The following is a 22519-nucleotide window of genomic DNA, read 5'->3' on the forward strand; positions in this document are numbered from 1 at the left end:
CGTGTGGTGGTGAGAGGGAATGGCAATCAGGTTGACTGACGGGGGCGTGGATCGTTGGTGATCCTCGCGCCGAGCCCTTCGACGATGTCGATGTAGGTGGTCAGCAAGACGGAACTTCCAGGGCCCCAGGGTTCAGAGGCGTCCGATCCGTCCCACGTCACCCGCGGCAGGTTCGCGAAGGCAATCACATCGGTGACGGGTCGGATATCGATGAACGGGGTCCCTCGTGCGACCGCAAGAGTGGCCAATGGAAAGCGCTCGATCGGCGCGAGAGTCGAAACGGTAGTCCAACCAAGATGGATGAATGTCCCGCCCTCTCCGCAGATCACATGCGCGTTTGGCAATGACGCCGCCTGCTTCAGATAGCCGAGATCACGCAGGACGGTCTGGCGTTCGAGCCGATGTGCCAGCGCCGTCTGGCCAGTTCGGCGCAGCTCTCTATGCCGCCACCAAGAGGCTGCGGTTGCGCGGAGCACGCGCAAGACACCTGTTTGCATGGGAATGCCCTTCATCAGGAACGGCAGACCGGAACCCGGCCCGGACCCATCTGAGGGACCCCAGAGGCCCTAATCCGTCAGTCACAAAACCCGAAGGACACTTTCTCTTTTTCCGGCCCCTTTGGGCACACAACAAAACCGAAAAGCCCGTCACATCTGCCGAAGCCATTGATTTCATGCAGCAATTCCGGATCGGCACCCAAGATCGGCAACGTATATCGGCAAAACCTTGCCTGCGGCTCCGAAATGTGTATGTTTTTCAATTACTTTGCAAACATAGAAGATCGGCAAAAATGCTGGAAACACCCGCCAGAATCGAACCCTGCTTCTTCGAGGAGCATATTCCTACAGAATTGGCAGACCTTTCGGTCGACATCCAGAGGGAAGCCACCGGGCTGGGACAAGGGCTGCATCCTGACAGCGCAGCTGAGCTTGCCGATCTCGTCCGTGTGATGAACTGCTATTACTCCAACCTGATCGAAGGACACAACACGCGCCCCCGCGATATTGAAAAGGCGCTGGCTGGTGCCGAGCTTGAGGAAGAAGCCCGTCCTCTCGCCCTTGAGGCCCGAGCGCACGTCATCGTTCAACGGGCCATCGATGAGATGCATCGCATAGGCACCCTGCCCCGCCCCACATCCGCCGAATTCCTGACGTGGGTCCATAAGAGCTTTTACGACGAGATGCCGGATGAGTTTCGGGTCATCGAACATCCCGACGGCACACAAGAGCCCATCGTTCCGGGACGCATGCGCCAGGATGACGATCGGGAAGTTGCGGTCGGGCGCCACCTACCTCCTTCATCGTCGCGGGTCGCGGCATTCATGGACCATTTCGACAAACGATTTCAGATTGCGGCGCGGTCTTCGAGTGGACGGATCATCGCGATCGCCTCTGCACATCACCGGCTCAACTACATCCACCCTTTCCCGGATGGTAACGGCCGTGTCAGCAGACTGATGTCTCATGCCATGGCCCTCACAGCAGGGATTGGTGGCCAAGGGCTCTGGTCCGTATCACGTGGGCTGGCCCGCGGGCTAACCGATCGGGGCGAGTACAAACGGATGATGGATCTGGCCGACAGTCCACGTCGCGGAGACCGCGACGGACGGGGGAACCTGTCAGAAGCGGCACTGAAGACTTTTAGTGAATGGTTCCTAAAGGTGACGCTCGACCAGATCACCTTCTCAGCAAGATTGTTCGATCTCGGCGGACTGGACCAACGGTATCGTCGTCTTGTTGCAGATACCATCGATGACAAGCGAGCGCCGGAACTAATCTCGGCGGTTCTTCGGCATGGGGCACTGGAACGAGGCGATGCGCAGATTGTGCTCAAGACGTCCGAGCGTACTGCTCGCAACACGCTGAGTAAACTGACCGCCGCCGGATACCTGACTTCCGTCTCGCCGAAGACGCCAGTTCGGTTGGCGTTTCCGTTGGATTATCGAGAGCGGCTCTTTCCAAACCTCTTTGGAGACGGTGACCTCCCACAATAACTTTAGGCATTTAGGGTGTAATGCCTGGCCGCCGATTTCTTCCATGGGCGGCCAGATTTTCATCAAGGCTTGCTCGTGTGTCACTTGTCCACCGCGGTGGACATCTGCTGGTCTGAGATAAACTGAAGAACCACCACGCGCCGCTAGGTGCGTTTGGACAGTTTTGGTTGCCACAAGCGCCGCTTCTCGTTCGAAGTCCACCGCGGTGGACATTAGACAGTTCGCTCATTGTTTTCGGACAGTCGCTTGAGCAAAGCTAATGGTTCAAATTGGTTTTGCCTTTGACCCAGGGTGATACTGTGAAAATACGCTCCAAAATCCCTGATGCGTTTTCCAAGCTGTAGCATGATGAAGATCGCGCATGACGCTTTCTGAGCTCCTACAGCATTCTTGGCTTTCTCGAAAGTCTCTGGGTGAATGCCCATCATGGGTGCAAGTGTTCGAGCATGGTTTTCAATGTCCAACCAGTTTCTAAGTCTTTCTGTGGAGAAGGATGTCGCCTGATCGCAGACTGAGGTCAGCAAGTCTGGTTTCAGGGTCTCAAGGCCTAGGTTGCTATCTAAATCTTTTTTTTCTTCTTCAGACTTAGATTGATGCCGGACAGTTTGTCCGTCATTGGCGGGCAATTCCATAGTTTCAGGCGGGTCATCTGGGGTAGACAAACTCTGGCATTCTGCATCTGTATTGGCGAGCAGAGCGTGGTATTCGGGGAGGCTCAGCTTCCTGCGTAGAGCTTTCCGTGCGTGGTTGATGAATGCGTTGCTAGGATCGTGCTCTTCCAAATGGGCGAGCTTTGTAAGGATCTGTTTGCGGACAAATATCCGATCTCGCCGGTTATTCTCCATCTCTTGCGCGATGGCTATAAGCTCGCTCGCACGTTTGAGCAGGGGGGTGAGAGACAATCCATAACTGATGCACTCCCCGCCGGATGAGCGAACGCGGTAGCGCTTTCGGTTCGAGCTGTCATTGCGCTTGATGAATCCGAGTTCAACGAAGCGGTTGATGTGCCTCCGGAGTGTCCGTTCGTCGATTCCGCCAACGCGCTGGCAAAGTGAATTGTTAGACGCAAAAACCGTTTCGCCATGGCCAGGTTTCAGAAAACTGAGCATTGCTTGAAGTGTCTGTATGTGGCCAGGACGTAGACCAAACACGCTGCGTGCATCTCTCAGGGCTCTGAAGATGGTCCAGACGTCGGTTTCAGATGGGGGAAATGAGCCGCGGGTTGCATCAGCACCTGCGGCTTCGATCGAGAGTTTTGTAAATGCCATGGCTTGTTCACGACGACCGTTCGGCCCGCAACTTCCCCGTCTCTTTCCTCGAATTTTCGCGGAAAAAGGCAAAAAATATCAGTCCACCGAATCGGTGACTCTTGACCGGTATGCTGGAGGTTGCTACATCAAAGATGCTAATCAGATGATGAGGGCTCTCCAGGGGAAACTTTGGGGGGCTCTTTTCTTTCGGGTCTTCGCTTTTCTCCTCTGCTCGTGTTGCTCTGTGTGGCCTGGGTTAGGACCCAGAGCCTCTCTCATTCCGCCACTGTACGAAGAGTTGCAAAAGCGTAGCTTCCGCGTGCTCTTCGAGCCATTGGCCGAATTCTGGATTGTCCTTCTTGGTGACCTTGAGCGCGATCGCCTTCTCATCGATTGTCAGCGTGCCCAATGACCTGCCGTTCTCATCATTGATGACCGAAGTCAGCCCACGATTGGGCGGCTTCTTGTCGCTACGTGCTTTGCTCGAGCAAGCCGAATAGACCGCTTGGAACTTTTCGGAACTAGGAGTGTCGTCGGGCAGGGCGGCGAGCGCCTCTTTGGCGATGTCCACCAAATCTACCTTCACCGACAAGGCAGCTAGATCACCCCACTGCCGTCGTCCGATCCCATGTGCTGGCCCGATAAGTTGAACAAGACCGTCTGGCAGTTGTTCTATGACGACCCTGTGGTTGGATACGCCTTGCCGGGTCAGACCTAGAGCATCTTGAATGACACCGGGTTTGTACCCGGATTCTTGCATCTCTTTGATAAAAAGAGACTTTTCTATAAAAGACGGATCAAGCCTGAGGTTGTTCTCCTGGCCTTGAGCGATCAGAGATGCGTCATCGTCCAAGGTTCGAACAATTGCCTTGACCGTTCCACCGACCTTACGGATCGCCGCAAGCCTGCGGCGGCCGTAGATGATGCGGTATCTGTCCGGTTGGGCTGATGGACGGACCATGATGGGCACTTGTTGGCCATGCTTGCGAATGCTCTCGGCCAACTCATCGATACTGGAATCTTCCAGCACCAACCGATCGCGCAGCCCATCCATGTCAATCTGATCGGGTTCAATATCGCGAATCGAGTTTGCTGTGATCTCGCGCAAAGAGTCGCGCAATCCTCCAACAGATCCCGGCAGCTTTGCCGCTTTTGGCGGGGTAGGGGAGGGGGCTCCGCTCTCCGTCTCATTCCTTGGAGGCTGGTTGAAGATGTTTCGGGCCATCAGCGACGCCCCCATGCCATTTGGATCGTCTGCTCTAGCTCATCGCCAACGCCATTCACGCTGGTCAGGGCGCGATCAATTGTCTTTCTGATGAATTGGCTTGGATCGACTTCGTAGACGGTCTGCTGGGTCATCCCCGCGTCGGAGATCGCCGTAGACTTCAGCATCGGCTCTGTCATGACCTGACCTGCCAGAATTGATCTCAGGTAGCCTGCCATTTGGGTCTGCGGACCGTCCGACGGTTCATATCTGGTAATCAGGAACTTGACAAAATCCCATGTGACACGCCGACCGATGGCTTCCTCCACGGCCTTGACCGTTTCTGAAGCAAGCTTCAGGAATTGGCTCATGGATGCGATGTCAAGCATGCCAGGTACCACGGTAACCAAAAGCCCCGTCGAGGCTGCCAGCGCAGTCAGGGTTAGAAACCCAAGCTGAGGCGGGCAGTCGATTAGGACGATGTCGTAGTTTGCCTCAACCTCTTCAAGCGCCAAGGCGAGGCGCTCTGCAAAGATGGGCTGTACGCGACGGGCGAGAGCGTTTGCGGTCTCGGTTTCGTACTCAGAGAGCATCAAACCGGCGGGCACCATGTCGAGCTTATGGAAATAGGTCTTTTGGATGACGTTCGAGAGAGGAACTTGGTCCTCATATCTCAAAGCATCATAGATTGTGCCGCCATCGGCGAACTCAAGCTCGGGCCGAAAGCCGAAAAACGTGGTCAAACTTGCTTGCGGATCGAGGTCTAGGACCAGCACGCGGTAACCGCGCAAGGCATACCTTTGCGCAAGATGAATCGTTGCAGTAGTCTTTGATGAACCGCCTTTGAAATTGACGACGGATATCACCTGGAGACGATCGCCATCACGTCGACCTGGGCGGTAGCTTTCTGCGTTCTTTCCAGTGCGTCCAAGAACATCGCGCAACTCATCAATCTCTTGGGCTGTGTAGAACCGGTGTCCGCGGTTGTCTGTATGCACTTCCGGGAAGCTGCCGTCCTTGTGCCGGTTGCGCAGGTTAGATGTGCTTACGCGCAGGAGGCCGGCGACTTCGGTGGAACTGAAGCGGCGTAGGGACTTTCGTTCTTCGGGTTCGAAAGCGATCTTCATCTGGCGATCCAAAGACTCAGCCAGATTGTCGGCAAATGCTCCAATATCGGAAGAGCCTATGCCTTGCGTGTATCCAATGTTACGATCATCCATGTCCTGCCGCCCACTCTCGGCCTCTGTTGAGGCTCTTAGTCATTCTGACGGTGTACAGCGTGTCTGACGCGTTTTGCCGTCAGAATGGGAATGCCACGATCCAGTGAGTCCGGCAAGAAGAATCTAAATGTAGTGTGAAAGTTATCCACAACACCTATAGGTGTTGTCGTGTAAAAAACTCAGCAAGTCATTGATATATGTATATTAAATGCAGATCTAACCAAATCGAGCCGCCACTCTGTTGAGTTGGCACATTAGCAGCTAACCCCAAGCAACTAATGGCACTTTCTGCCTCCTGCGGAGTTTTCTCCCGGTGAAATTTTTTGGATTCGGGTCAGAAGCTACATCTGATTTTGGCTCGATTCGTACGGCATGAGGCCAAGTCGTTCCGCCCGCTCCAACAGCATTTTCACCGAAGACGGCTGCCATCTTGTTCGGCCACGAGGCGTGCGTTCGCGCATAGATTCCAGCCGTTCACAGATCGCTTGAAGCGTGATGTCAGGATCTGCGCCCTTGATGCCAGCAATAATGGCGGGCAGGCGATCGTCCGTTTCGCGGCGCCCGGCGCGGGCCAGCACCTCGGCAGGCAGGAAGCCGTCGCGGACATAGGCCTTCACAGCGCGCAGCAGGCGGCTTTGGGTCCAGCGACGCGCCTCGGGCAAGGGGCCGTTGATGATGCGCAGCACGTCCTCCCAAGCCAAGTCGGGTCGCAACCGGCGCACGTGGGGCACCCAATCTTGTGCCGTCTCGTTCAAACGCTCCATGTAGCCGTCCTGTCGCGCCAGCCGCACTTTGCGAAGAGCAGCAGGGTCTTTGACACGCAGCCCAGGGTTCCCGCCCACGCGGCCCTTTGTGCGCGCGCTGGCGAGGCCGGCCTTGGTGCGTTCCCGGATCAGGGCGCGCTCGAACTCGGCCGCAGCGCCCAAGACCTGCAGCGTGAACTTGCCTTGCGGGGATCCGGTGTCGATCGGGTCCTGAATGGAACGAAAGAACGCACCCTTGGCCTCCAGCCGCTCGATCACCTCCAGCAGATGCGACAGCGACCGCGCCAGACGATCAATGCGCACGACAACCAGCGTGTCGCCCTTGGCCACGCGCTCCAACACGCGCGCAAGGACCGGCCGCGCACGATTTCCGCCCGAGGCCTGTTCTTCATGGATCTCGGCGCAACCCGCGGATTTCAGGGCCTGCGACTGGGGCAGGGGGGTTTGATCCTCGGTTGAAACGCGCGCGTAGCCTATCAATGGCATCAAAACAGGCCTTTTGCAGTTTCAGATACCGCCACTAAACGACCGTTTATAAACGGATGCAAGAGAGTGCTCTCTCGTCGTGCTGGTGCAGAACCCCTTGGTTTCCTTGCCCTGAACGCGATCTGAGAGGTTCCGCCGGCAGTCGCCCGCGCATAATATATAAAGAGCATGGGCAATGGTCACAAAATCGCTTGGGTAATATGCATAATATTAGTATTTTGCACACATGAAGCCGCAAGCATCTACTTTTAAAATTGATTTCGATGATCCCCTCATCACTACAGAGGGGGATGAAGAGGCTCACGAAGACGATCTCTGGTTTCTACCTGGGCCACTCGAAGAAGAACCGGATGATTTGCCTCCCGGGCCACGGGCGGAACCGCCCGACACTGCTGTCATCGACGATTGGGCGAAGGCAGAGGGGGCTCACGCTGCGCTTCTGGCAAGAGTGGCCGCACGCTTGGGCGCTCTGGATGACCGGCTGCTGCGCGGCCCTGAAGGCTGGCGGCACCGGCTGGCTTTAATCGAAGCAGCAGACCTCAGCTGGTTCTCGGGCGATCGGGTGAGCCCCGATCGGTTGGCGCTTTGGATGTCTATGCGTTTGTCAGGCGTGCAGGATGACCCGGAAGCGCTGGCCCGGGTCGGATGGGCCGTGCGACGTCTGACAGGCGGTCCGGATCCAATGGTCGATTTGGCGGCCTTCCTGGATCGGCGTGATCCCGAGAACATCGAAGATGCCACCGAACGGCTTAAGGATCGAGCGGGCGGATGGCTGGACGTGATGAAAACAGCAGTCGATCTACACCCAATCACTCGGGCTTGCATGGGGTTTCATCTTTGGAGCCTCGCGGGTCTCGGCCAACATGGCGACCGAATCGAGGCGACTGTCACCGCCAGCAGGATCGCAATCAGCGACGGGAATGGTGCCATTTTTGCGCCGCTGGCCATGGGCGGGGCAGGGGGCTTACGTGCCTCCGGCCTGCTGGCCGAACGATTGGCCCGCTGGCTGGATGGGATGGAAACAGGCTGCCTGACCGCAATGCGGCACCTCGACGATATCGAAGCATGGTCAACACGGGCGGAAGTCGAGATGTCCCCACTCTCGGGTAAAACCCCGCCCGCTTTGCTTGCAGCCCTAACCGAATGGCCTTTGGTTTCCGCTCCGATGGCCCAAACTCTGACGGGTGCCAGCCGAGCGGCCGTTCAGCGCAACCTCGCGTGGATGGAAGCGCGAGGCCTCATCCGTGAAGTTACGAGGCAGGGGCGTTTTCGGATGTGGCGGGCAGCGACTTAAAGGGTGCCAAAGGTGATCCAACACGCATAAGCGCGCTTATGTGTCGTATGAAAAAATTGGTAGTACAGCAATTCGAGGTGCTCACCGAAAGTCATGCCTTCCCGGGATGGATTGCAAGACTTTATCGCAATTACAGTGATTTATGTGTAGTGATTCAGATGCGATCTGTGGTCCCGTTTCGATCGGGCTTTGATGCGCTACGCCACGAGCAGTTCGCTTCATTGAAATGACCTTCGTTCGGCAGTGTTTTCGGGAACGCGCTGCGCCCACTATCCGAGGGTCAGCACCATGTCCCCTGAGAGCGACAGCGGCGGAATGTGGAGATTTTCGGGTGCCGGACCTTTGCGGATCCTTCCCGCGGTGTCGTAATGCGACCCATGGCACGGACAGAACCAACCGCCGAAGTCCCCGGCACCATCTCCCAGAGGCACACATCCCAGATGCGTGCAGACGCCAATCATGACCAGGAAGGCTTCGTGGCCGGGGATCGATCTGTTATCGTCATTCGCTGTTGTATCAGCCGGAAGATTGCGGTTTCGAGCGTCGGTGTCCGGAAGTGCAGACACAGTTTCTGAGCGTGCCTGAGCAACTTCCTCTTCTGTCCGATGCCGGATGAATACTGGTTTCCCACGCCAATTGACGGTCAGTTGTGTCCCGGGAGGAAGGTCGGAGATATCGACGGAGATCGTTGCGAGCGCACGGACATCAGCGGAGGGGTTCATTTGGTCCACGAGCGGCCAGACCGCGGCGCCAGCAGCCACGATACCCGCTCCTGCTGTGGCGTAGTAAAGAAAATCCCGGCGTGCTGTGTCCTCGTACGTGATGCTCATGCCACGTATTCTACAAGGCAACTGCGCAGGAGGGTCAACGACACACGTGTAATGTTTCGTAATCGAGACCCGCTTTCGTGGACGCGCAGGCGAGCGATCTCGTCCGACTAGCGATGAGGTGCCGCACCCCTGGCCAACATCAGATGATGTTCCTGATGATGCGCACCAATCGCCATCATACCGAAAAAGCCAAGCCCCTGTATCTGCGCGGCATTGCCATCGACAATGAGCGCTACTCCATCGTCCAAGTCCTCTGTCTCAACATCCCAGCCGGTCTCGGCCGCGAGAAAGGGCGCATGGGCGGGCACCATGTCGCGGATGGCCTCTAGAACACGTGGGGTCCCCCGGATCTCGAACCGCGCGCCTTCAGGGCGCAGCATGCGGGTGACAACGGCGTCCGTGGTCAGAAGATCCATATCGACTAGGTGGCGGCGTAATCCGGCAATATCGACCCGCTCCCAATCCGTCTCGGGATCGGTCTGCAAGATCGCAACGATTTCCGCCAGGGCGGCAAAGGCCGATTGCCCGGTTTCCTGGGGCCCTCCCGTATCCTGACCGGTCGCGGAATGCGCGTGCTGGGCGGCCACGGGTGCCGCCATCAGTATGGCAAGGAGGACGGGAATGAGACGCATGGACGGATCCTTCGGTGGGGTGCTGTCATGTTTACGCTAGCAGGAGCGTGCGCATCGCAATATGATTTCAATCATATGTTGCCAGAACCCTATGATCGTATCCCGAGCTCAGCCCTGCGCCCTTTTTCCGGCGCGGTTGGCGATATCGTGTTTCACCAAGGCGGCCCCACCCACGGTCTCTATGTCGTGCAAGCCGGGCGCGTCCATCTCGAGCGGGTCGGCCCAGATGGCGAGCGGTTCATCATTCACCGTGCCCAAGCCGGAACAAGCTTTGCCGAAGCTTCCGTGTTTTCAGATGTCTATCATTGTGATGCGGTCTTCGTAGAGGCCGGGGCGTTGGTCCGGATCGACAAGGCCGCTGTCTTGGCCGCCTTTGCGGACCCGGAGTTTGCACGCACCTATGGCCGCCAGGCAGCTCAACAGATACAGGCGCAGCGACAGATGCTGGAGATCGTCGGCATTCGGCGCGCAGAAGACCGGGTGATGGCGGGGTTGGTCGCGGGCCTGCTCGAAGGCTCCGTGGTCGAGTTCGCCGCCCGGTTACAGCTGAGCCATGAAGCGACCTACAGAGGCTTGCGAAAGCTCGTGCAGGACGGGCGGGTCGCAAACCCGTCCCGCGGGATCTATCACCTGCGCCATTGAGCCGATCAGCTGTGGCTGGCAAAGACGGAGGTCGCGCCGTCGGACCCCACAAGCAAGGTATCAAAAGCGTCACCGGCCCCGGGACCGCCCATGCCGGGCGAACTCATCGGCATGCCGGGGACAGTCAAACCGCGCGCCACCGGTTGTTCTGCCAGAAGCCGCTTGATGTCCGAGGCGGGCACGTGGCCCTCAATGAAGTAATCGCCTACCACCGCGGTGTGACATCCAGCGAGTTCCGGTACGATTTGCAGACGGTCTTTGAACGCATAAAGCGCATCCTGATCGACATCCTGCGCTTCGACGGCGAACCCTGCCTGGCGAACATGTTCAACCCAGGCTGTGCAGCACCCACATGTCGGGGTCTTCAAAACCCTGATGATGGAGGCCGCATCAGCGAATACGGGGCGGCCCAGTACCACGGCGGCACCAGACATCAAAAAAGCTCGTCTGTTCATGCGTCAATCCTTCTCAGTGTTGATCTAAACATTAGCCTCTTCGGACTTGTCGTCGAGAGTGTTCTCTTCATGCGTCATCGTTTGCTTGGGTATGTCGAGTGCGTGCCCGCTTGCTGGCCCCCGAATTGGCTGAACCAGCATTCTGTCGATCCATAGATCTCGCTTTGTGCGAAATTGCTCGATGCCAATCTCCATTCCGGTATGGCCCTTGGCTGGCTGAGCGACATAGGTGCCGAGCAATCGATCCCACGAGGGCAGATTGAAGCCGTAGTTTGAATTGGTCTCCCTAGGATCCATCGAGTGGTGCACGCGATGCATATCCGGAGTGACCACGGCCCATCTGAGCCAGCGGTCGATCGAGACTGGCAGATTGATGTTGCCGTGATTGAAGAGGGCAGTGGCGTTCAGGGTCACTTCGAAGAGCAGAACCGCGAACGCTGGTGGGCCGAGTGCCGCGACGACCGCAAGCTTGATCGCCATTGAGACCACGATCTCGACCGGGTGAAAGCGCAGCCCAGTTGTCGCATCAAAATCAAGGTCGGCATGGTGCATGCGGTGCAGCCGCCAGAGGGTAGGGACAGCGTGAAACATTACGTGCTGCAGATAGATGGCGAGATCAAGCAGCAGCATCGAGACGAGTGCTGCTCCCCAGACGGGGATGTCGAGGTTGTTAAACAACCCCCAGCCGCGATCTTCGGCCATCACAGCCAGTCCAACGGCAAGGATGGGAAAAGTCAGACGCAGGATCACCGTGTCGACGATGACCAGCGCCAGATTATTGGTCCAACGGATCACACGCGGGAAGTCCCGGCGCCGGCGCGGAGCCGCAATTTCCCAGAGTGCCATGCCAGCCAAAAAGCCCAGAAAGGCCGTCAGGCGAATTTCGGGTTCCGCAACAAGGATGGTTTCGATCACTTTCCAGCCTCCCGCGATTTCAACCCGGTATTGTGGCTCGCATGCGGGTTTGATGATGACGTCGTTGCCTCTTCTTCGCGTGCCTTGTGTGCATTGGATATGTCGAGATCTTGGGCATGCGCCTCGTCGAGACAATTGGTCTCCAGTTGCAGGGTGACCATGTGAAAGCCATGTTTGTAAGTCAGACGGTTGTAGGCGTTTTCAAGGATACCGGAAGCATCTGCGGGATCGGCATGGCGCAGGTGGGCGGAAAACGCGTGTTTGCCACTTGTCAGCGTCCAGGCATGTACGTGGTGGACGTCGAGGACGTGCTCCTGTTCGCGAAGACCTGCAGTGACCGCCCGAAGGTCCGTGTCTTCCGGCGTACCTTCCATGAGGATGTGAACCGCTTCGCGGATCACGCCGATTGAGGCCCAGAGGAGCACGACGCCGAACGCAGCACCGAGGATCGGGTCGATTGCTAAATAACCGGTGAACTTGATGACCAGGGCGGTCACGATGATCAGAAGGCTGCCGACGAAGGTCTGGATGATATGCCAGAGCGCGCCACGGGCATTCAGATCGTCTCTACTTGATTGCCACATAAGGCCGAGCGAGATGATCTCGGTGACCAATCCACCGAAGGCCACCCAGAGCATTGGACCCGTCGGCAGATGGATCGGATTGCCGAGCCGCATGACGCCCATCCAGATCACGAGAAGGGCCATGCCCAACAGAAAGCCGCCATTGACGAGCGCACCGATGATCTCGGCGCGATACCAGCCGAAACTGCGTTCCGGATCGGCAGGCCGGCGGGCGATACGCTGCGCGACAATCGCCACGATAACTCCGCCGACCGCTGAAAGCGTGTGAAAGGCATCGGACAGAACAGCAATTGAACCCGTCCATAGGCCAACCATCAGTTCGATGACGAAATAGATTCCCGTCAGCCATGCGGAGATGACCAGCGCCTTGCCTGACGTGGGCATGTGTCCGGTGTGAGAATGGGATGCCATGTTAGCTTACTTTCCTTGTAGGGCGGCGTTCGCGCCAAATCGCGACAAGCAGGGACAATGCGGTAAACCCGCCAAGCGCGACTGCCGTCCACGTGGCGGTGCGGGCATCCCCGTTCATGGCCTCGCTGCCGAGATGCGCGAGAAGAAAACCCGCCGGAATGATTCCGGCCAGAGTCGCAAGCGCGAAGCGCCACAGATGCAGTTTACTCAGCCCGGCCGAGTAGCTGATCATGTCGAAGGACAGAAACGGCAACAGCCGGCTTCCGAAAACCAGAAAAGTCAGGGTGTTCTGCGACCCGAGAAAGTGCGGGCCTGTCTTTTGGCCGAAGTGGCGTTCGACGAAGGGTCGGCCGAGCCAACGGGCGAGGAGAAAGGCGGCGAGTGCCCCGAGTTCCGCACCGAGGACGACAAGTAGCGTCCCGAACGTGTGGCCATAAGCGGCCCCGGCGGCAAGCGCGATCGGCGCAGAAGGCAAGGGGCTTGCCACGATTGCCGCCGTCATGAGCGCGACCACCAGAACAGGACCTAGACGTCCCGCGGCATCGATCCAGCGGTCAAGGTCCTCACGCTCGGGAAGACTGATGTCGAAGCCCAGAACATCCGGCAATGCTAGAACGGAGATCGCGAGCACCAGAAGGAGCAGAAGGGCAAGACGAAACATCATGGCCAACCCCACGGCTGCCTGACGTCCTGTTCAGAGTTTTGTTGTCTCGCGCCTATCATGAGGCGTGACATAGGGCTTCCAGTCGCTGTAAGGTCAAGGGCCAACATCACGTTGATACATTTTGCGACAAAGGAAGTTCGGGTCATTTGGGAAAGATCAATCTATTCTGCTGGTTATGACACCCCGAACGAAAACCCTAGATCATAGACGCTCGCAGAGCCTGCAACGCGCGAAGGTTTTGTGCTGGCTCCTTGGTTTGGTGATCACGGCGATTGGCTTCGTGCTGCCGCAACCTGTTACGGCTCAGACGCGTGCTACGCTTGTTAGTCAAGTAGAGGATATTGTTCTGCCGTCGCCGCCAGGAGCACATGAGCCGTCTCTTACGAGCCACAATGGCGTACTCTACATGAGCTGGATCGAGCACGAAGGGGACCAAACCAAAGTCATTATGGGCCTCCGCTCCGCTCAAGGCTGGTCCGAACCGCGCCTTGTGCATCAAGGGCCCGATCTTTTCGTGAACTGGGCCGACTTTCCAGGCATCGCGCTCTTCGACGATGGCACGATCGCGGTTCACTGGCTTCGTGAAATCGGTCCGTCGAGTTTTGACTATCAGGTCGAGATCGCGCTTTCGCGCGACGGTGGCGCGTCCTGGAGCAAACCACTGATCCCCCATGAGGACAGGTCTTTCGCGCAGCATGGGTTCGTATCGATTCTGCCTGCGGGTGCGGAAACTCTGGCTGTCATCTGGCTCGATGGACGGGCTTACGGCGCCGGGCGCGACGAAGCATCCACAGTGCCTGACGCCATGCAGTTGCGGGCAACGACGCTGACAAGCGACGGCTCTCTCGGCCACGACGTTGCCGTCGATCTGCAAACTTGCTCCTGCTGCCAAACAAGCCTCGCCGCCACCGGGAACGGCACGATACTCGCCGCCTATCGGGACCGGACGGATGAAGAGATCCGCGATATCTCTGTCGCTCGGCTGACGGTTGATGGATGGCAAAGGCCCGTGACGGTTCACCATGATGGGTGGGAGTTGGCGGGATGCCCGGTCAATGGTCCGGCAATTGCTGCCGATGGCCATGACGCGGCCGTCGCATGGTTTACAGGCGCGAACGACCTCGCGGCTGTCAAAGTGGCCTTCTCTGACGACGCGGGCCGCAGCTTTGGCGCGCCTGTCCGGGTCGATCTCGGCAATCCAGTCGGCCGGGTCGATGTCGAGTTGCTCGAGGACGGGACCGCGTTGGTGTCCTGGGTCGAATGGACCGACGGGAATGAAGCGCTCATGTTGTGCCGTGCGGAAAAGGAAACCGGATGTGTTGCACAGGAGGTGCTGGCGACGAATTCAGCTGGTGCGTCCGTGAACTTCCCAACCATGGCTCGGCTGAGCCGCGACATCTTCATCGCTTGGACACAACCTGACGGGACCGGCGACCTCATTGCCATGCGCCGGATCAGACTGCCGGAGATCGACTGATTATGTCCGCCCCGCCACATATCCTGGTGGTCGATGACCATGCCGAGATCCGGCAATCGGTTACGCGCTATCTCCAGAAAAACGGGATGCTGGCCACCGGCGCGGGCAACACGTCCGAAATGGATGATCATCTGGGCAAGGAAACTATCGATCTGATCGTTCTGGATATCATGATGCCCGGAGAAGACGGGCTGGCTGCCTGTGCGAGGTTGCGCCGCGAGCATCGGATGACCCCTATACTCATGCTCACCGCTCTCGGCGAAGATGACGATCGCATCAGTGGGCTCGATACGGGGGCCGATGACTATCTCGCAAAACCTTTCAATCCCCGCGAGCTTCTGGCCAGGATCAATGCCATCCTGCGCCGTGCGGGCGAAGCATCTTCGCCACACGGCGGCGCGCTTGCAGGAAAACGCGCGAGATTTGCCGGTATCACGTTTGACCATGACGCCGGCCAGGTGACCAAACAGGACGGCACGGCAAACACGCTGACAACTGCAGAAGCGAAGCTGCTGTCGGTCTTTCTGGAACGTCCACGCGCCGTCATCAGTCGGGATGAGCTGCTCGAGTTGAGCGCCGGGCGGATCGCTGGCCCATTTGATCGGACGATCGACAATCAGGTCTCCAGACTGCGCAGGAAGATCGAACCGGATGTCTTGCGGCCGCGGATCATCACGACAGTGCGCAATGGCGGCTATTGTCTGAATTGCGACGTGGATCTGGAGAGCTGATGCGCATGGGGTTTCGCACGCAGATCGCCATCCTCGTTGTGTCGGTTCTGTTCGTCGCCCAAGTCGTCGGGTTTTGGCTATTCGTGGATGAAAGGTCTCTGGCAGTACAGGCGGCCATCGGGAGCGAGGCGGCGGGGCGCGCGGCCAATGTTGCCCGCCTCATCGAAACCGCGCCACCCGATTTGCGCGATGAAATCGTTGCGGCGGCGACCTCGCCGCTGGTGCGCTTCGAACTTGGTGATGAACCGTCGGTCACGCATACGCATCATGACGAGAACGGAGCTGTGGAGGCCCGAATTCGCGCGCTTTTGAACGATGGTTACAGTCGGGACATCCGCGTTGAAGTCCATGAAATCGAACAGGGTCTTCTCCCGTTGCCGAACCTGTCGCCAGAAATGGCCGAGATGCACGCTGAAATGATGCGAGGACGTTTGGCGGCGATCGAAATGGAGGTATCGATCGCGATCTCGGGAGGCCGCTGGTTGAACGTCGCAACAAGGTTCGAGCGTCCACCGATCCAGTGGTCCTGGGCGTCCACGCTGTCATTTGTGCTGACTTCGGTGGTGCTGCTCTTGGCCGTATTCTGGTTTGTTCTGACTCGCTTGACGCGCCCTCTGAACGAACTCGCGGCGTCTGCGGAGGAATTCGGTCGAGGGGGAGGGAAGGGGCCGATTGCGCCTGTCGGGCCGACAGAAGTTCGGGATCTGACGATTGCCTTCAACGACATGCAGGCGCGCCTTGCGCGTTTCGTCACGGACCGCACCCAAATGCTTGCGGCACTTGCACATGACCTGCGGACACCCCTGACAGCGCTGCGGGTCCGGGCCGAAATGGTGGACGATCCCGAGACGAAAGATGGCATCGCGACATCGCTCGAGGAGATGCAAGAGATGGTCGAAGCCACGCTCGCCTATGCACGCGGCGTGGGGCAGGGCGAAGAGTTACAGCGTGTCGACGTGGCGGCATACCTGTCTGGAATCCACAAGTCCACTCAGGGCGAGCTCGATCTTCAAATGGGACCCGAGGCGGTGGTCCAGATCAAGCCTTTGGCGATGCGGCGCGCGCTGCGCAATCTGATCGACAACGCCCAACGTTACGGGCGCAACCCTGTTCTGTCCTGGGATGTGTCTGATGCGGGCGTCGAAATACAGGTCGACGATTTCGGGCCTGGGATCCCTGACAACCGCATTAGAGACGTGTTCCAGCCCTATCAGCGGATCGAACAATCCCGATCGCTAGATACAGGCGGCCACGGACTGGGGCTCTCTATCGCGCGAAGTATCGTCCTGGAGCATGGCGGTACCATAGACTTGTCTAACCGCGATGAAGGTGGGTTGCGCGCTCGCGTTGTGCTGCCTCTGACCGGCACGTCCGACGTCGGGGAACGCTTGGATCGGGGATTTGACGACCCACTGCAGGTGCCAGGACACGGGACCTGACCAGCTTACCAGCTGCGGTGTTGATACATATCATTACAAAAAACCAAAGCGCCAAACGTTCCTGAAATCTTCCATATCCGATAGAAAACAAGGCAATCGACATGGAATGAGGCAGAACCATGCAATCAAGAAACCGATTCCTGATGTCCAGACGCGCGTTCGCGGGCAGTTTGGGTACAACACTCCTATTTGCGCCGTCTGTTGTAACCGCTGAGATCGCTGAGCCAGTTCGACGGAACGTCTCGTCCTTTCGTACCCACGCTTGGGAAGATCACTTCGACACCCTCGGGGTTGGGTTGATCATCTCCGATACGACATCGATGGTCATCCAGCATTGGACCGCTGAGGGAGAGATGCGTCTTTACCCGACGTCCGTTCCGATCTCGGACGAATTGACACGTCGCGGCTACACAGAAGTTGTCGAGAAGCGAGAGAACCCGAGTTGGGCTCCGACGCCATCCATGCGCGAACGCAACCCTGAATGGCCACTGCGCATTCCAGGCGGCGACCCAGCCAATCCGCTTGGCACGCGCGCCCTTTATCTTTCATGGCAGTTTTACCGGATTCACGGCACGCAAGACACGCGGAAGATCGGTCGGCGTTCATCGAATGGCTGCATCGGTCTTTACAATGAACACATCGAAGAGGTGTTCGATCGCGTCCCGGTCGGCACGCAGGTCAAACTGATCTGATGGGACGGTACACTCTCATTGCAGTTGCTCTGGCAGGATTGCTTGGCTTGGGCTTTTGGTGGTCGGGACAAGGCGATGTGCCGGATGTTGCCGCTGACACGGAAAGAACTGGTCTGGCAATGGTCGATGTCGCAGTGCCGGAGATGCTTTCGGCGAATGCAGAAATCGGCAGAATGGCTTTCGAGGCGAAATGCGCGGCCTGTCATGGCGCGAATGCGGCCGGACAGGATGGCGTCGCACCTCCCCTTGTTCACAAGATTTATGAACCGAGCCACCACGGCGACGTGGCTTTTCTGCTTGCGGCCAAGAATGGCGTCCGCGCGCACCATTGGCGCTTTGGAAACATGCCGCCTGTCGAAGGCGTGACCGATGGCGATGTGAAGATGATCGTGGCCTACGTCCGCGAATTGCAGAGAGCGAACGGGATCAATTGAATGAGTTGGGCTTCCGTATCACTCCTGCTGACAACATCTGTCGTCGCTTTTGTAGCCGCAGGGTGCACGCCGATGGGGCGAGGCCCACACCATCAATACGGGCCCACTCATGACCGGGGGCCGCACTATGGATATGGCTCGCAATGCGCGGAGTACTCAGGTGACTTTGGGCACCGCGGCGGAGGTCCAAACGCCGCACCTGGACCGGGGGCCGGAAGCCATCCGTGTTGGGAAGAAACATAATTCAAGGTTGGAGCCAGAAAACCTTTTGAAACAAGGAGAAACCGATGCGCCTTAGACTTGTAGTGGCTGCGTTTTCGCTAACAACACTTGGCCTCGCCGCTTTTGCTCATTCGGGCGCGACCGGTGTGATGAAGGAGCGGATGGATGCAATGGGCGAAATGGGCGACGCCATGAAGCGTCTCACGCCCATGATGCGTGGCCAAACCGCATATGACCCAGACGTCGTGCGCAACGCGGCTGACACAATGATCCGTCACGCGGGGTCCCAGATGACCGAGCTGTTCCCGGAAGGGTCAAATGGAGCCCCGTCGGAGGCGCTCGACGCGATCTGGGAGGATTGGGAAGAATTTGATTCTCTGGCTGAAGCCCTGCGCACCAGTGCAGAGGGCATGAAGCTGGCTGCAGACAATGGCCTTGCCGGTCCCGAAGACATGCCCGGCGGCATGATGGGGACCGGTCAGACCATGATGGGCGGCGGCCAGGGTATGATGGGATCGGGTCAAGGCATGATGGGGGGCACACCAGGACAGATGATGACCACCGAAATGCTGGCAGAAATGCCGGTCAACGCCGGGTTCATGGCAGTGACGCAGACGTGTTCGGCCTGTCATCAGAAGTTCCGGGCTGAGGAAAACTGACGCGTGCGGTTGCTGTTCCGGGGACTCCTAATGGCTGCGACTGTTGGCGTGACGGGTGGTATAGCCCTCGTTGCATGGCCAATCGGGATCGAGCCGCCCGATTCACTCGAGGTCCTCGAAGGCGACGTGGATCGCGGGGCATATCTGGCGCGCGCGTCCGGATGCATTGCGTGTCACAGCAATTTCGAGGCCGGAGGCGCACCGCTGGCCGGGGGCGCACCGCTTGAGACAGACTTCGGGACCTTCTACCCGCCAAACCTGACAACCGATCCCGATCACGGGATGGGAGACTGGACGATCTCCGACTTTGCGCGCGCGGTCCGGCAAGGCGTTTCACCGGAGGGGGAGCCGTACTACCCGACCTTCACCTATCCGTTCTACGCGCAGTTCTCAGATCAGGACATCGCCGATCTCTGGGCAGCTTTTCAGACAGTTCCAGCGGTTCCAGAACCTTCACCAGCGCACGAGGCCAGTTTTCCATTTGACCAACGCTGGGGGCTGAAGCTTTGGCGGGCGGCCTACTTGTCGGAGCCGAACACCGATCCGGTTGAAGAACGCAGCGATGCCTGGAACCGCGGCAAATGGCTGGTGAGAGGGGCTGCGCATTGCGGTGCTTGTCACACGGACCGAAACTTTGCCGGGGCCCGGATCGCAGACCGGATATTCGCCGGAAACGACAGCCTGCCGGGCGGCAAAAGCGCACCCTCGATACTGCCCACCGATTTGCAGGCCGCTGGTTGGGACGCAGACAGCTTGGCCTATGCATTTCGCACCGGGATCACGCCAGAGGGTGATGTGTTCGGCGGGAGCATGGCGGAAGTCGTGAACTACGGAACGGCGTTTCTGAGCGATGCTGACCTTGCTGCCATGGCCACTTACATCCTGGACAACGACCTGTCCGAAAATTGAGAGTTATTGATGACCCTGAACCTTAGCCGCAGAAAGTTTATCGCCGCAGGTGCCGCGCTCGCAACGCTTGGCGCAGGGCGTGCCTTGGCAGCCACCCCAATCGACCTGCACACGCGGGTCGCCGATGTCCAGCTTCTACCAGAGAAGTATGGGCAGACCCGTATCTGGGGTTTCGACGGAATGGCGCCGGGTCCGCAAATTCGGGTGGCTCAGGGCGCGCGGGTTCAAAGGCGTCTGATCAATAGCCTGCCAGACCCGACCTCCACCCACTGGCACGGGATCCGCATCGACAACGCGATGGATGGTGTTGCAGGTCTCACCCAGGACGCCATCGCGCCCGGTTCATCGTTTCAGTATGACTTCGTGGCACCTGATGCGGGCACCTACTGGTACCACGCGCACAACCGGTCGTTCGAACAGGTAGCACGCGGACTTCATGGCGCGCTGATCGTCGAAGAGCCGGAGCCGACCGATATCGACCGCGAAGAGGTTCTGATCCTTGACGATTGGCTTGTCGATCCCGAGTCCGCGCAGATCGCTGATACCTTCGGTGCGATGCATGATCTGAGCCACGCCGGGCGGCTCGGGAACTACATTACCACGAACGGTACCTATAACCTCTCAATGCCGGTCAAGCGGCACGAACGCCTGCGTCTGCGCATGATCAACGCCGCAAATGCGCGCGTTTTTCAGCTGGCGCTCGAGGGTCTCGAGGGCTGGATTGTTGCGCTCGACGGCATGCCTCTCGCCCAGCCAATGCCGATCGATGGGAATTTCGCCCTGGCGCCCGCGCAGCGGGTCGATCTGATCGTTGATGTGACCGCAGAAACTGGCGGCGCCGGACATATCGTGCAGTTCGACCGCAACGAGAGTTTCTCGCAAATTGCTTTCGAAGTGACCGGAGACGCTACCCGCGCGCGACGGGATGTTCCTGGCGCGTTGCCACCGAACGCCCATGCGATACCGGATCTGGCTGAGGCCACAAAGCTTGACTTGCTCATGGAAGGCGGTGCCATGGGCGGCATGATGGGTGCGATGATGGGCGGGCAGATGTCGTCCATGCGCGACATGATGCAGTCCGGCAACTTCTGGGCATTCAACGGAGCGGTCGGCGGCATGGACGGCGCACCGCTCGCGGCCTTGTCGCGCGGTGAGACAGTGCGTCTGAAGATCACCAATGATACGGCGTTCCCCCATGCCATGCATCTGCACGGAATGCATTTTCACGAGATTGCACCTGACGGGAGTCTTGGGCCGCTTCGGGATACAACGCTGCTGGATCGTGGCGAGGTCCGCGACATTGCGCTCGTGGCAGACAATCCCGGCAAATGGCTGCTGCATTGCCATATGCTGTCTCATGCAGCCTCGGGCATGATGACCTGGATTGACGTGGCATGAACCGGGGCACCGGCATTGTCGGCGCTGTTTCTGTCTCCGTGATTGGAGCAGGGATCCTTTTCTGGATGGCGAATGTGGCTGGCTCCAATAGCGGGGTTATGTCGGTAGACGTGGATCTCTCGGCGGGCCAAAATCTTTACGTCGAGAATTGTGCGTCCTGTCATGGTGCCAGTCTGGAAGGGCAGGAGAACTGGCAAAGCCCCGGTGAGGACGGTCGCTTGCCGGCACCACCACATGACGAGACAGGACACACCTGGCATCACGGCGATCAGGTTCTTTTTGAGTACACCAAGCTCGGTGGCCGCGCGCTGATGGCCGCTCAAGGCATGGAATTCGACAGCGGTATGCCAGGCTTCGGGGATCAGCTTTCCGATCAAGAGATCTGGGACATTCTTGGATACATCAAATCGACCTGGCCCGACCGAATACAGGAAATGCAAGCAGTACGGACCGAAGGCGAAACGAGGAAGAGGGGAAATTGACATGAAGTTGGTATGGACATTGATGACGGCGGCGGCCCTTGTTATCCCGCTTGCCGCTCAGGCCGACGGTCTGAGCGAGGATCGCGTCAAGGAACTCGTACTTGAGGCCATTCGCGAGAGCCCCGAGATCGTATTGGAGGCGGTTCAGATCATAGAGCAGCGCGAGCAGCAGCGTCAGGCCGCAGCCGCTGCAACCGTTCTATCCGCGAACCGCGATCTACTGGAAAACGACCCGAATGCACCGGTGCTCGGCAATCCAGAAGGCGATGTGACGGTTGTCGAGTTCTTCGACTACAACTGTCCCTATTGCCGCCGCGTGAAGCCGCATATCGAAGCATTGCTGGAGGAAGACCCGAATGTCCGGCTGGTCTATCGGGAGTGGCCAATTCTGGGTGACGGGTCCGTCTTTGCCGCTCGAGCAGCGCTCGCCGCACGCGAGCAAGGCAAGTACGAAGAGTTCCACTGGGCGCTCATGGGGATGGCTGGACGGGCGGAAGAAGCCTCTGTCATTCAGGTGGCCGAGCAGGTTGGTCTGGATCTCGCGCAATTGCGCCGCGACATGGAGTCTCCAGAGATTGACGCGCATATCGCAGCATCGATGGAACTGAGCCGCGCGCTCGGTTTCAATGGAACACCGTCATTCGTCATCGGTGATGCCCTCGTTCCCGGCGTTATCGAGGCAGACCAGATGATTCGTCTCGCAGAAGAAGCGCGCGCAGTAGGCCAGTGATC

24 protein-coding genes are annotated in these 22519 nt (G+C 58.5%); 13 read left to right on the top strand and 11 right to left on the bottom strand.

Features of this window, described 5'->3' with window-relative positions; genetic code table 11:
- Positions 1-26 precede the first annotated feature (26 nt).
- Positions 27-512: a hypothetical protein gene (locus AC2FIT_RS14375; RefSeq protein WP_496830549.1), complete on the bottom strand. Its 486-nt coding sequence runs from the start codon at positions 510-512 to the stop codon at positions 27-29.
- Positions 513-790: 278 nt separating this feature from the next.
- Between AC2FIT_RS14375 and AC2FIT_RS14380 the strand changes: the two genes are divergently transcribed.
- Positions 791-1993 (top strand): Fic family protein, encoded by a 1203-nt coding sequence (locus tag AC2FIT_RS14380; RefSeq protein WP_496830551.1) that lies wholly within the window; start codon positions 791-793, stop codon positions 1991-1993.
- Between the two features lie 212 nt (positions 1994-2205).
- Here AC2FIT_RS14380 and repC read toward each other — a convergent pair whose 3' ends face one another.
- From repC to AC2FIT_RS14400, 4 genes are all read right to left on the bottom strand, one after another.
- Complete coding sequence (gene repC, locus AC2FIT_RS14385) at positions 2206-3261, bottom strand: plasmid replication protein RepC (protein ID WP_496830553.1); 1056 nt, start codon at positions 3259-3261, stop codon at positions 2206-2208.
- A 238-nt stretch (positions 3262-3499) separates the two neighbouring features.
- Positions 3500-4351, bottom strand: coding sequence for a plasmid partitioning protein RepB (gene repB / locus AC2FIT_RS14390; RefSeq protein WP_496830555.1), 852 nt, complete (start codon positions 4349-4351; stop codon positions 3500-3502).
- A 116-nt stretch (positions 4352-4467) separates the two neighbouring features.
- Complete coding sequence (gene repA / locus AC2FIT_RS14395; protein ID WP_009807965.1) at positions 4468-5667, bottom strand: plasmid partitioning protein RepA; 1200 nt, start codon at positions 5665-5667, stop codon at positions 4468-4470.
- 341 nt (positions 5668-6008) lie between these two features.
- Positions 6009-6917, bottom strand: a complete 909-nt coding sequence (locus AC2FIT_RS14400) for a recombinase family protein (RefSeq protein WP_462661464.1) — start codon at positions 6915-6917, stop codon at positions 6009-6011.
- A 226-nt stretch (positions 6918-7143) separates the two neighbouring features.
- On the opposite strand from AC2FIT_RS14400, the gene AC2FIT_RS14405 reads away from it, so the two are divergent.
- Positions 7144-8211 carry a hypothetical protein gene (locus AC2FIT_RS14405; RefSeq protein WP_496830559.1) on the top strand — a complete coding sequence of 356 codons (1068 nt, stop codon included), beginning with the start codon at positions 7144-7146 and terminating at the stop codon, positions 8209-8211.
- Between the two features lie 269 nt (positions 8212-8480).
- Here the strand turns inward: AC2FIT_RS14405 and petA are convergent, their stop codons facing one another.
- Together petA and AC2FIT_RS14415 are read right to left on the bottom strand one after the other, a co-directional pair.
- Positions 8481-9041 carry a ubiquinol-cytochrome c reductase iron-sulfur subunit gene (gene petA / locus AC2FIT_RS14410; RefSeq protein WP_496830561.1) on the bottom strand — a complete coding sequence of 187 codons (561 nt, stop codon included), beginning with the start codon at positions 9039-9041 and terminating at the stop codon, positions 8481-8483.
- A gap of 107 nt (positions 9042-9148) precedes the next feature.
- A complete protein-coding gene (locus tag AC2FIT_RS14415) occupies positions 9149-9673 on the bottom strand; it encodes a hypothetical protein (protein ID WP_496830563.1) in 525 nt (174 codons plus the stop codon).
- 27 nt (positions 9674-9700) lie between these two features.
- Between AC2FIT_RS14415 and AC2FIT_RS14420 the strand changes: the two genes are divergently transcribed.
- Positions 9701-10315, top strand: coding sequence for a Crp/Fnr family transcriptional regulator (locus AC2FIT_RS14420; protein ID WP_496830565.1), 615 nt, complete (start codon positions 9701-9703; stop codon positions 10313-10315).
- Positions 10316-10320: 5 nt separating this feature from the next.
- On the opposite strand, the gene AC2FIT_RS14425 is transcribed toward AC2FIT_RS14420, so the two are convergent.
- From AC2FIT_RS14425 to AC2FIT_RS14440, 4 genes are read right to left on the bottom strand one after another with little or no spacing between them, the layout of a single operon-like run.
- The gene (locus tag AC2FIT_RS14425; protein ID WP_496830567.1) at positions 10321-10770 is read right to left on the bottom strand and encodes a DUF411 domain-containing protein; all 450 of its coding nucleotides are present in this window, start codon (positions 10768-10770) and stop codon (positions 10321-10323) included.
- Positions 10771-10794: 24 nt separating this feature from the next.
- Positions 10795-11685 (bottom strand): sterol desaturase family protein, encoded by an 891-nt coding sequence (locus tag AC2FIT_RS14430; protein WP_496830569.1) that lies wholly within the window; start codon positions 11683-11685, stop codon positions 10795-10797.
- On the bottom strand, positions 11682-12680 hold the full coding sequence (locus AC2FIT_RS14435) for a cation diffusion facilitator family transporter (protein ID WP_496830571.1): 999 nt from the start codon (positions 12678-12680) through the stop codon (positions 11682-11684). Before AC2FIT_RS14435 ends, AC2FIT_RS14430 begins: the two co-directional genes overlap by 4 nt.
- 1 nt (position 12681) lies before the next feature.
- The gene (locus AC2FIT_RS14440) at positions 12682-13344 is read right to left on the bottom strand and encodes a TVP38/TMEM64 family protein (protein ID WP_496830573.1); all 663 of its coding nucleotides are present in this window, start codon (positions 13342-13344) and stop codon (positions 12682-12684) included.
- Positions 13345-13750: 406 nt separating this feature from the next.
- Between AC2FIT_RS14440 and AC2FIT_RS14445 the strand changes: the two genes are divergently transcribed.
- The 10 genes from AC2FIT_RS14445 to AC2FIT_RS14490 all read left to right on the top strand — a co-directional run bounded on the left by AC2FIT_RS14445 (position 13751) and on the right by AC2FIT_RS14490 (position 22517).
- On the top strand, positions 13751-14821 hold the full coding sequence (locus AC2FIT_RS14445; RefSeq protein WP_496830575.1) for an exo-alpha-sialidase: 1071 nt from the start codon (positions 13751-13753) through the stop codon (positions 14819-14821).
- A 2-nt stretch (positions 14822-14823) separates the two neighbouring features.
- A complete protein-coding gene (locus AC2FIT_RS14450) occupies positions 14824-15552 on the top strand; it encodes a response regulator (RefSeq protein WP_496830577.1) in 729 nt (242 codons plus the stop codon).
- Positions 15553-15557: 5 nt separating this feature from the next.
- Positions 15558-16991, top strand: coding sequence for an ATP-binding protein (locus AC2FIT_RS14455; protein ID WP_496830579.1), 1434 nt, complete (start codon positions 15558-15560; stop codon positions 16989-16991).
- Between the two features lie 143 nt (positions 16992-17134).
- Positions 17135-17683 carry a L,D-transpeptidase gene (locus tag AC2FIT_RS14460; RefSeq protein ID WP_496830653.1) on the top strand — a complete coding sequence of 183 codons (549 nt, stop codon included), beginning with the start codon at positions 17135-17137 and terminating at the stop codon, positions 17681-17683.
- On the top strand, positions 17683-18117 hold the full coding sequence (locus AC2FIT_RS14465; protein ID WP_496830581.1) for a c-type cytochrome: 435 nt from the start codon (positions 17683-17685) through the stop codon (positions 18115-18117). The genes AC2FIT_RS14460 and AC2FIT_RS14465 overlap by 1 nt, the downstream gene beginning before the upstream one ends.
- 287 nt (positions 18118-18404) lie before the next feature.
- Positions 18405-18998, top strand: a complete 594-nt coding sequence (locus AC2FIT_RS14470; protein ID WP_496830583.1) for a c-type cytochrome — start codon at positions 18405-18407, stop codon at positions 18996-18998.
- A gap of 30 nt (positions 18999-19028) precedes the next feature.
- On the top strand, positions 19029-19907 hold the full coding sequence (locus tag AC2FIT_RS14475) for a c-type cytochrome (RefSeq protein ID WP_496830585.1): 879 nt from the start codon (positions 19029-19031) through the stop codon (positions 19905-19907).
- 9 nt (positions 19908-19916) lie between these two features.
- Positions 19917-21305 carry a multicopper oxidase family protein gene (locus tag AC2FIT_RS14480; RefSeq protein ID WP_496830587.1) on the top strand — a complete coding sequence of 463 codons (1389 nt, stop codon included), beginning with the start codon at positions 19917-19919 and terminating at the stop codon, positions 21303-21305.
- 65 nt (positions 21306-21370) lie between these two features.
- Positions 21371-21787 (top strand): c-type cytochrome, encoded by a 417-nt coding sequence (locus AC2FIT_RS14485; protein ID WP_496830654.1) that lies wholly within the window; start codon positions 21371-21373, stop codon positions 21785-21787.
- Between the two features lies 1 nt (position 21788).
- Complete coding sequence (locus AC2FIT_RS14490; protein WP_496830588.1) at positions 21789-22517, top strand: DsbA family protein; 729 nt, start codon at positions 21789-21791, stop codon at positions 22515-22517.
- The last annotated feature ends 2 nt before the right edge of the window (positions 22518-22519 follow it).

This window comes from Ruegeria sp. YTSA135 (genome assembly GCF_059610165.1).

Bases quoted from the DNA above. Each gene is read 5' to 3' on its own strand.
- AC2FIT_RS14420 (WP_496830565.1), top strand. From the start codon at position 9,701: ATGTTTACGCTAGCAGGAGCGTGCGCATCGCAATATGATTTCAATCAT.
- AC2FIT_RS14425 (WP_496830567.1), bottom strand. From the start codon at position 10,770: ATGAACAGACGAGCTTTTTTGATGTCTGGTGCCGCCGTGGTACTGGGC.
- AC2FIT_RS14445 (WP_496830575.1), top strand. From the start codon at position 13,751: ATGAGCTGGATCGAGCACGAAGGGGACCAAACCAAAGTCATTATGGGC.
- AC2FIT_RS14470 (WP_496830583.1), top strand. From the start codon at position 18,405: ATGCGCCTTAGACTTGTAGTGGCTGCGTTTTCGCTAACAACACTTGGC.
- AC2FIT_RS14475 (WP_496830585.1), top strand. From the start codon at position 19,029: ATGGCTGCGACTGTTGGCGTGACGGGTGGTATAGCCCTCGTTGCATGG.
- AC2FIT_RS14485 (WP_496830654.1), top strand. From the start codon at position 21,371: ATGGCGAATGTGGCTGGCTCCAATAGCGGGGTTATGTCGGTAGACGTG.
- AC2FIT_RS14405 (WP_496830559.1), top strand. From the start codon at position 7,144: ATGAAGCCGCAAGCATCTACTTTTAAAATTGATTTCGATGATCCCCTC.
- AC2FIT_RS14465 (WP_496830581.1), top strand. From the start codon at position 17,683: ATGGGACGGTACACTCTCATTGCAGTTGCTCTGGCAGGATTGCTTGGC.
- AC2FIT_RS14380 (WP_496830551.1), top strand. From the start codon at position 791: ATGCTGGAAACACCCGCCAGAATCGAACCCTGCTTCTTCGAGGAGCAT.
- AC2FIT_RS14490 (WP_496830588.1), top strand. From the start codon at position 21,789: ATGAAGTTGGTATGGACATTGATGACGGCGGCGGCCCTTGTTATCCCG.
- repA (WP_009807965.1), bottom strand. From the start codon at position 5,667: ATGGATGATCGTAACATTGGATACACGCAAGGCATAGGCTCTTCCGAT.
- AC2FIT_RS14440 (WP_496830573.1), bottom strand. From the start codon at position 13,344: ATGATGTTTCGTCTTGCCCTTCTGCTCCTTCTGGTGCTCGCGATCTCC.
- AC2FIT_RS14435 (WP_496830571.1), bottom strand. From the start codon at position 12,680: ATGGCATCCCATTCTCACACCGGACACATGCCCACGTCAGGCAAGGCG.
- AC2FIT_RS14375 (WP_496830549.1), bottom strand. From the start codon at position 512: ATGAAGGGCATTCCCATGCAAACAGGTGTCTTGCGCGTGCTCCGCGCA.
- AC2FIT_RS14455 (WP_496830579.1), top strand. From the start codon at position 15,558: ATGGGGTTTCGCACGCAGATCGCCATCCTCGTTGTGTCGGTTCTGTTC.
- AC2FIT_RS14415 (WP_496830563.1), bottom strand. From the start codon at position 9,673: ATGCGTCTCATTCCCGTCCTCCTTGCCATACTGATGGCGGCACCCGTG.
- AC2FIT_RS14450 (WP_496830577.1), top strand. From the start codon at position 14,824: ATGTCCGCCCCGCCACATATCCTGGTGGTCGATGACCATGCCGAGATC.
- AC2FIT_RS14400 (WP_462661464.1), bottom strand. From the start codon at position 6,917: ATGCCATTGATAGGCTACGCGCGCGTTTCAACCGAGGATCAAACCCCC.
- AC2FIT_RS14480 (WP_496830587.1), top strand. From the start codon at position 19,917: ATGACCCTGAACCTTAGCCGCAGAAAGTTTATCGCCGCAGGTGCCGCG.
- petA (WP_496830561.1), bottom strand. From the start codon at position 9,041: ATGAGCATCACGTACGAGGACACAGCACGCCGGGATTTTCTTTACTAC.
- AC2FIT_RS14460 (WP_496830653.1), top strand. From the start codon at position 17,135: ATGTCCAGACGCGCGTTCGCGGGCAGTTTGGGTACAACACTCCTATTT.
- repC (WP_496830553.1), bottom strand. From the start codon at position 3,261: ATGGCATTTACAAAACTCTCGATCGAAGCCGCAGGTGCTGATGCAACC.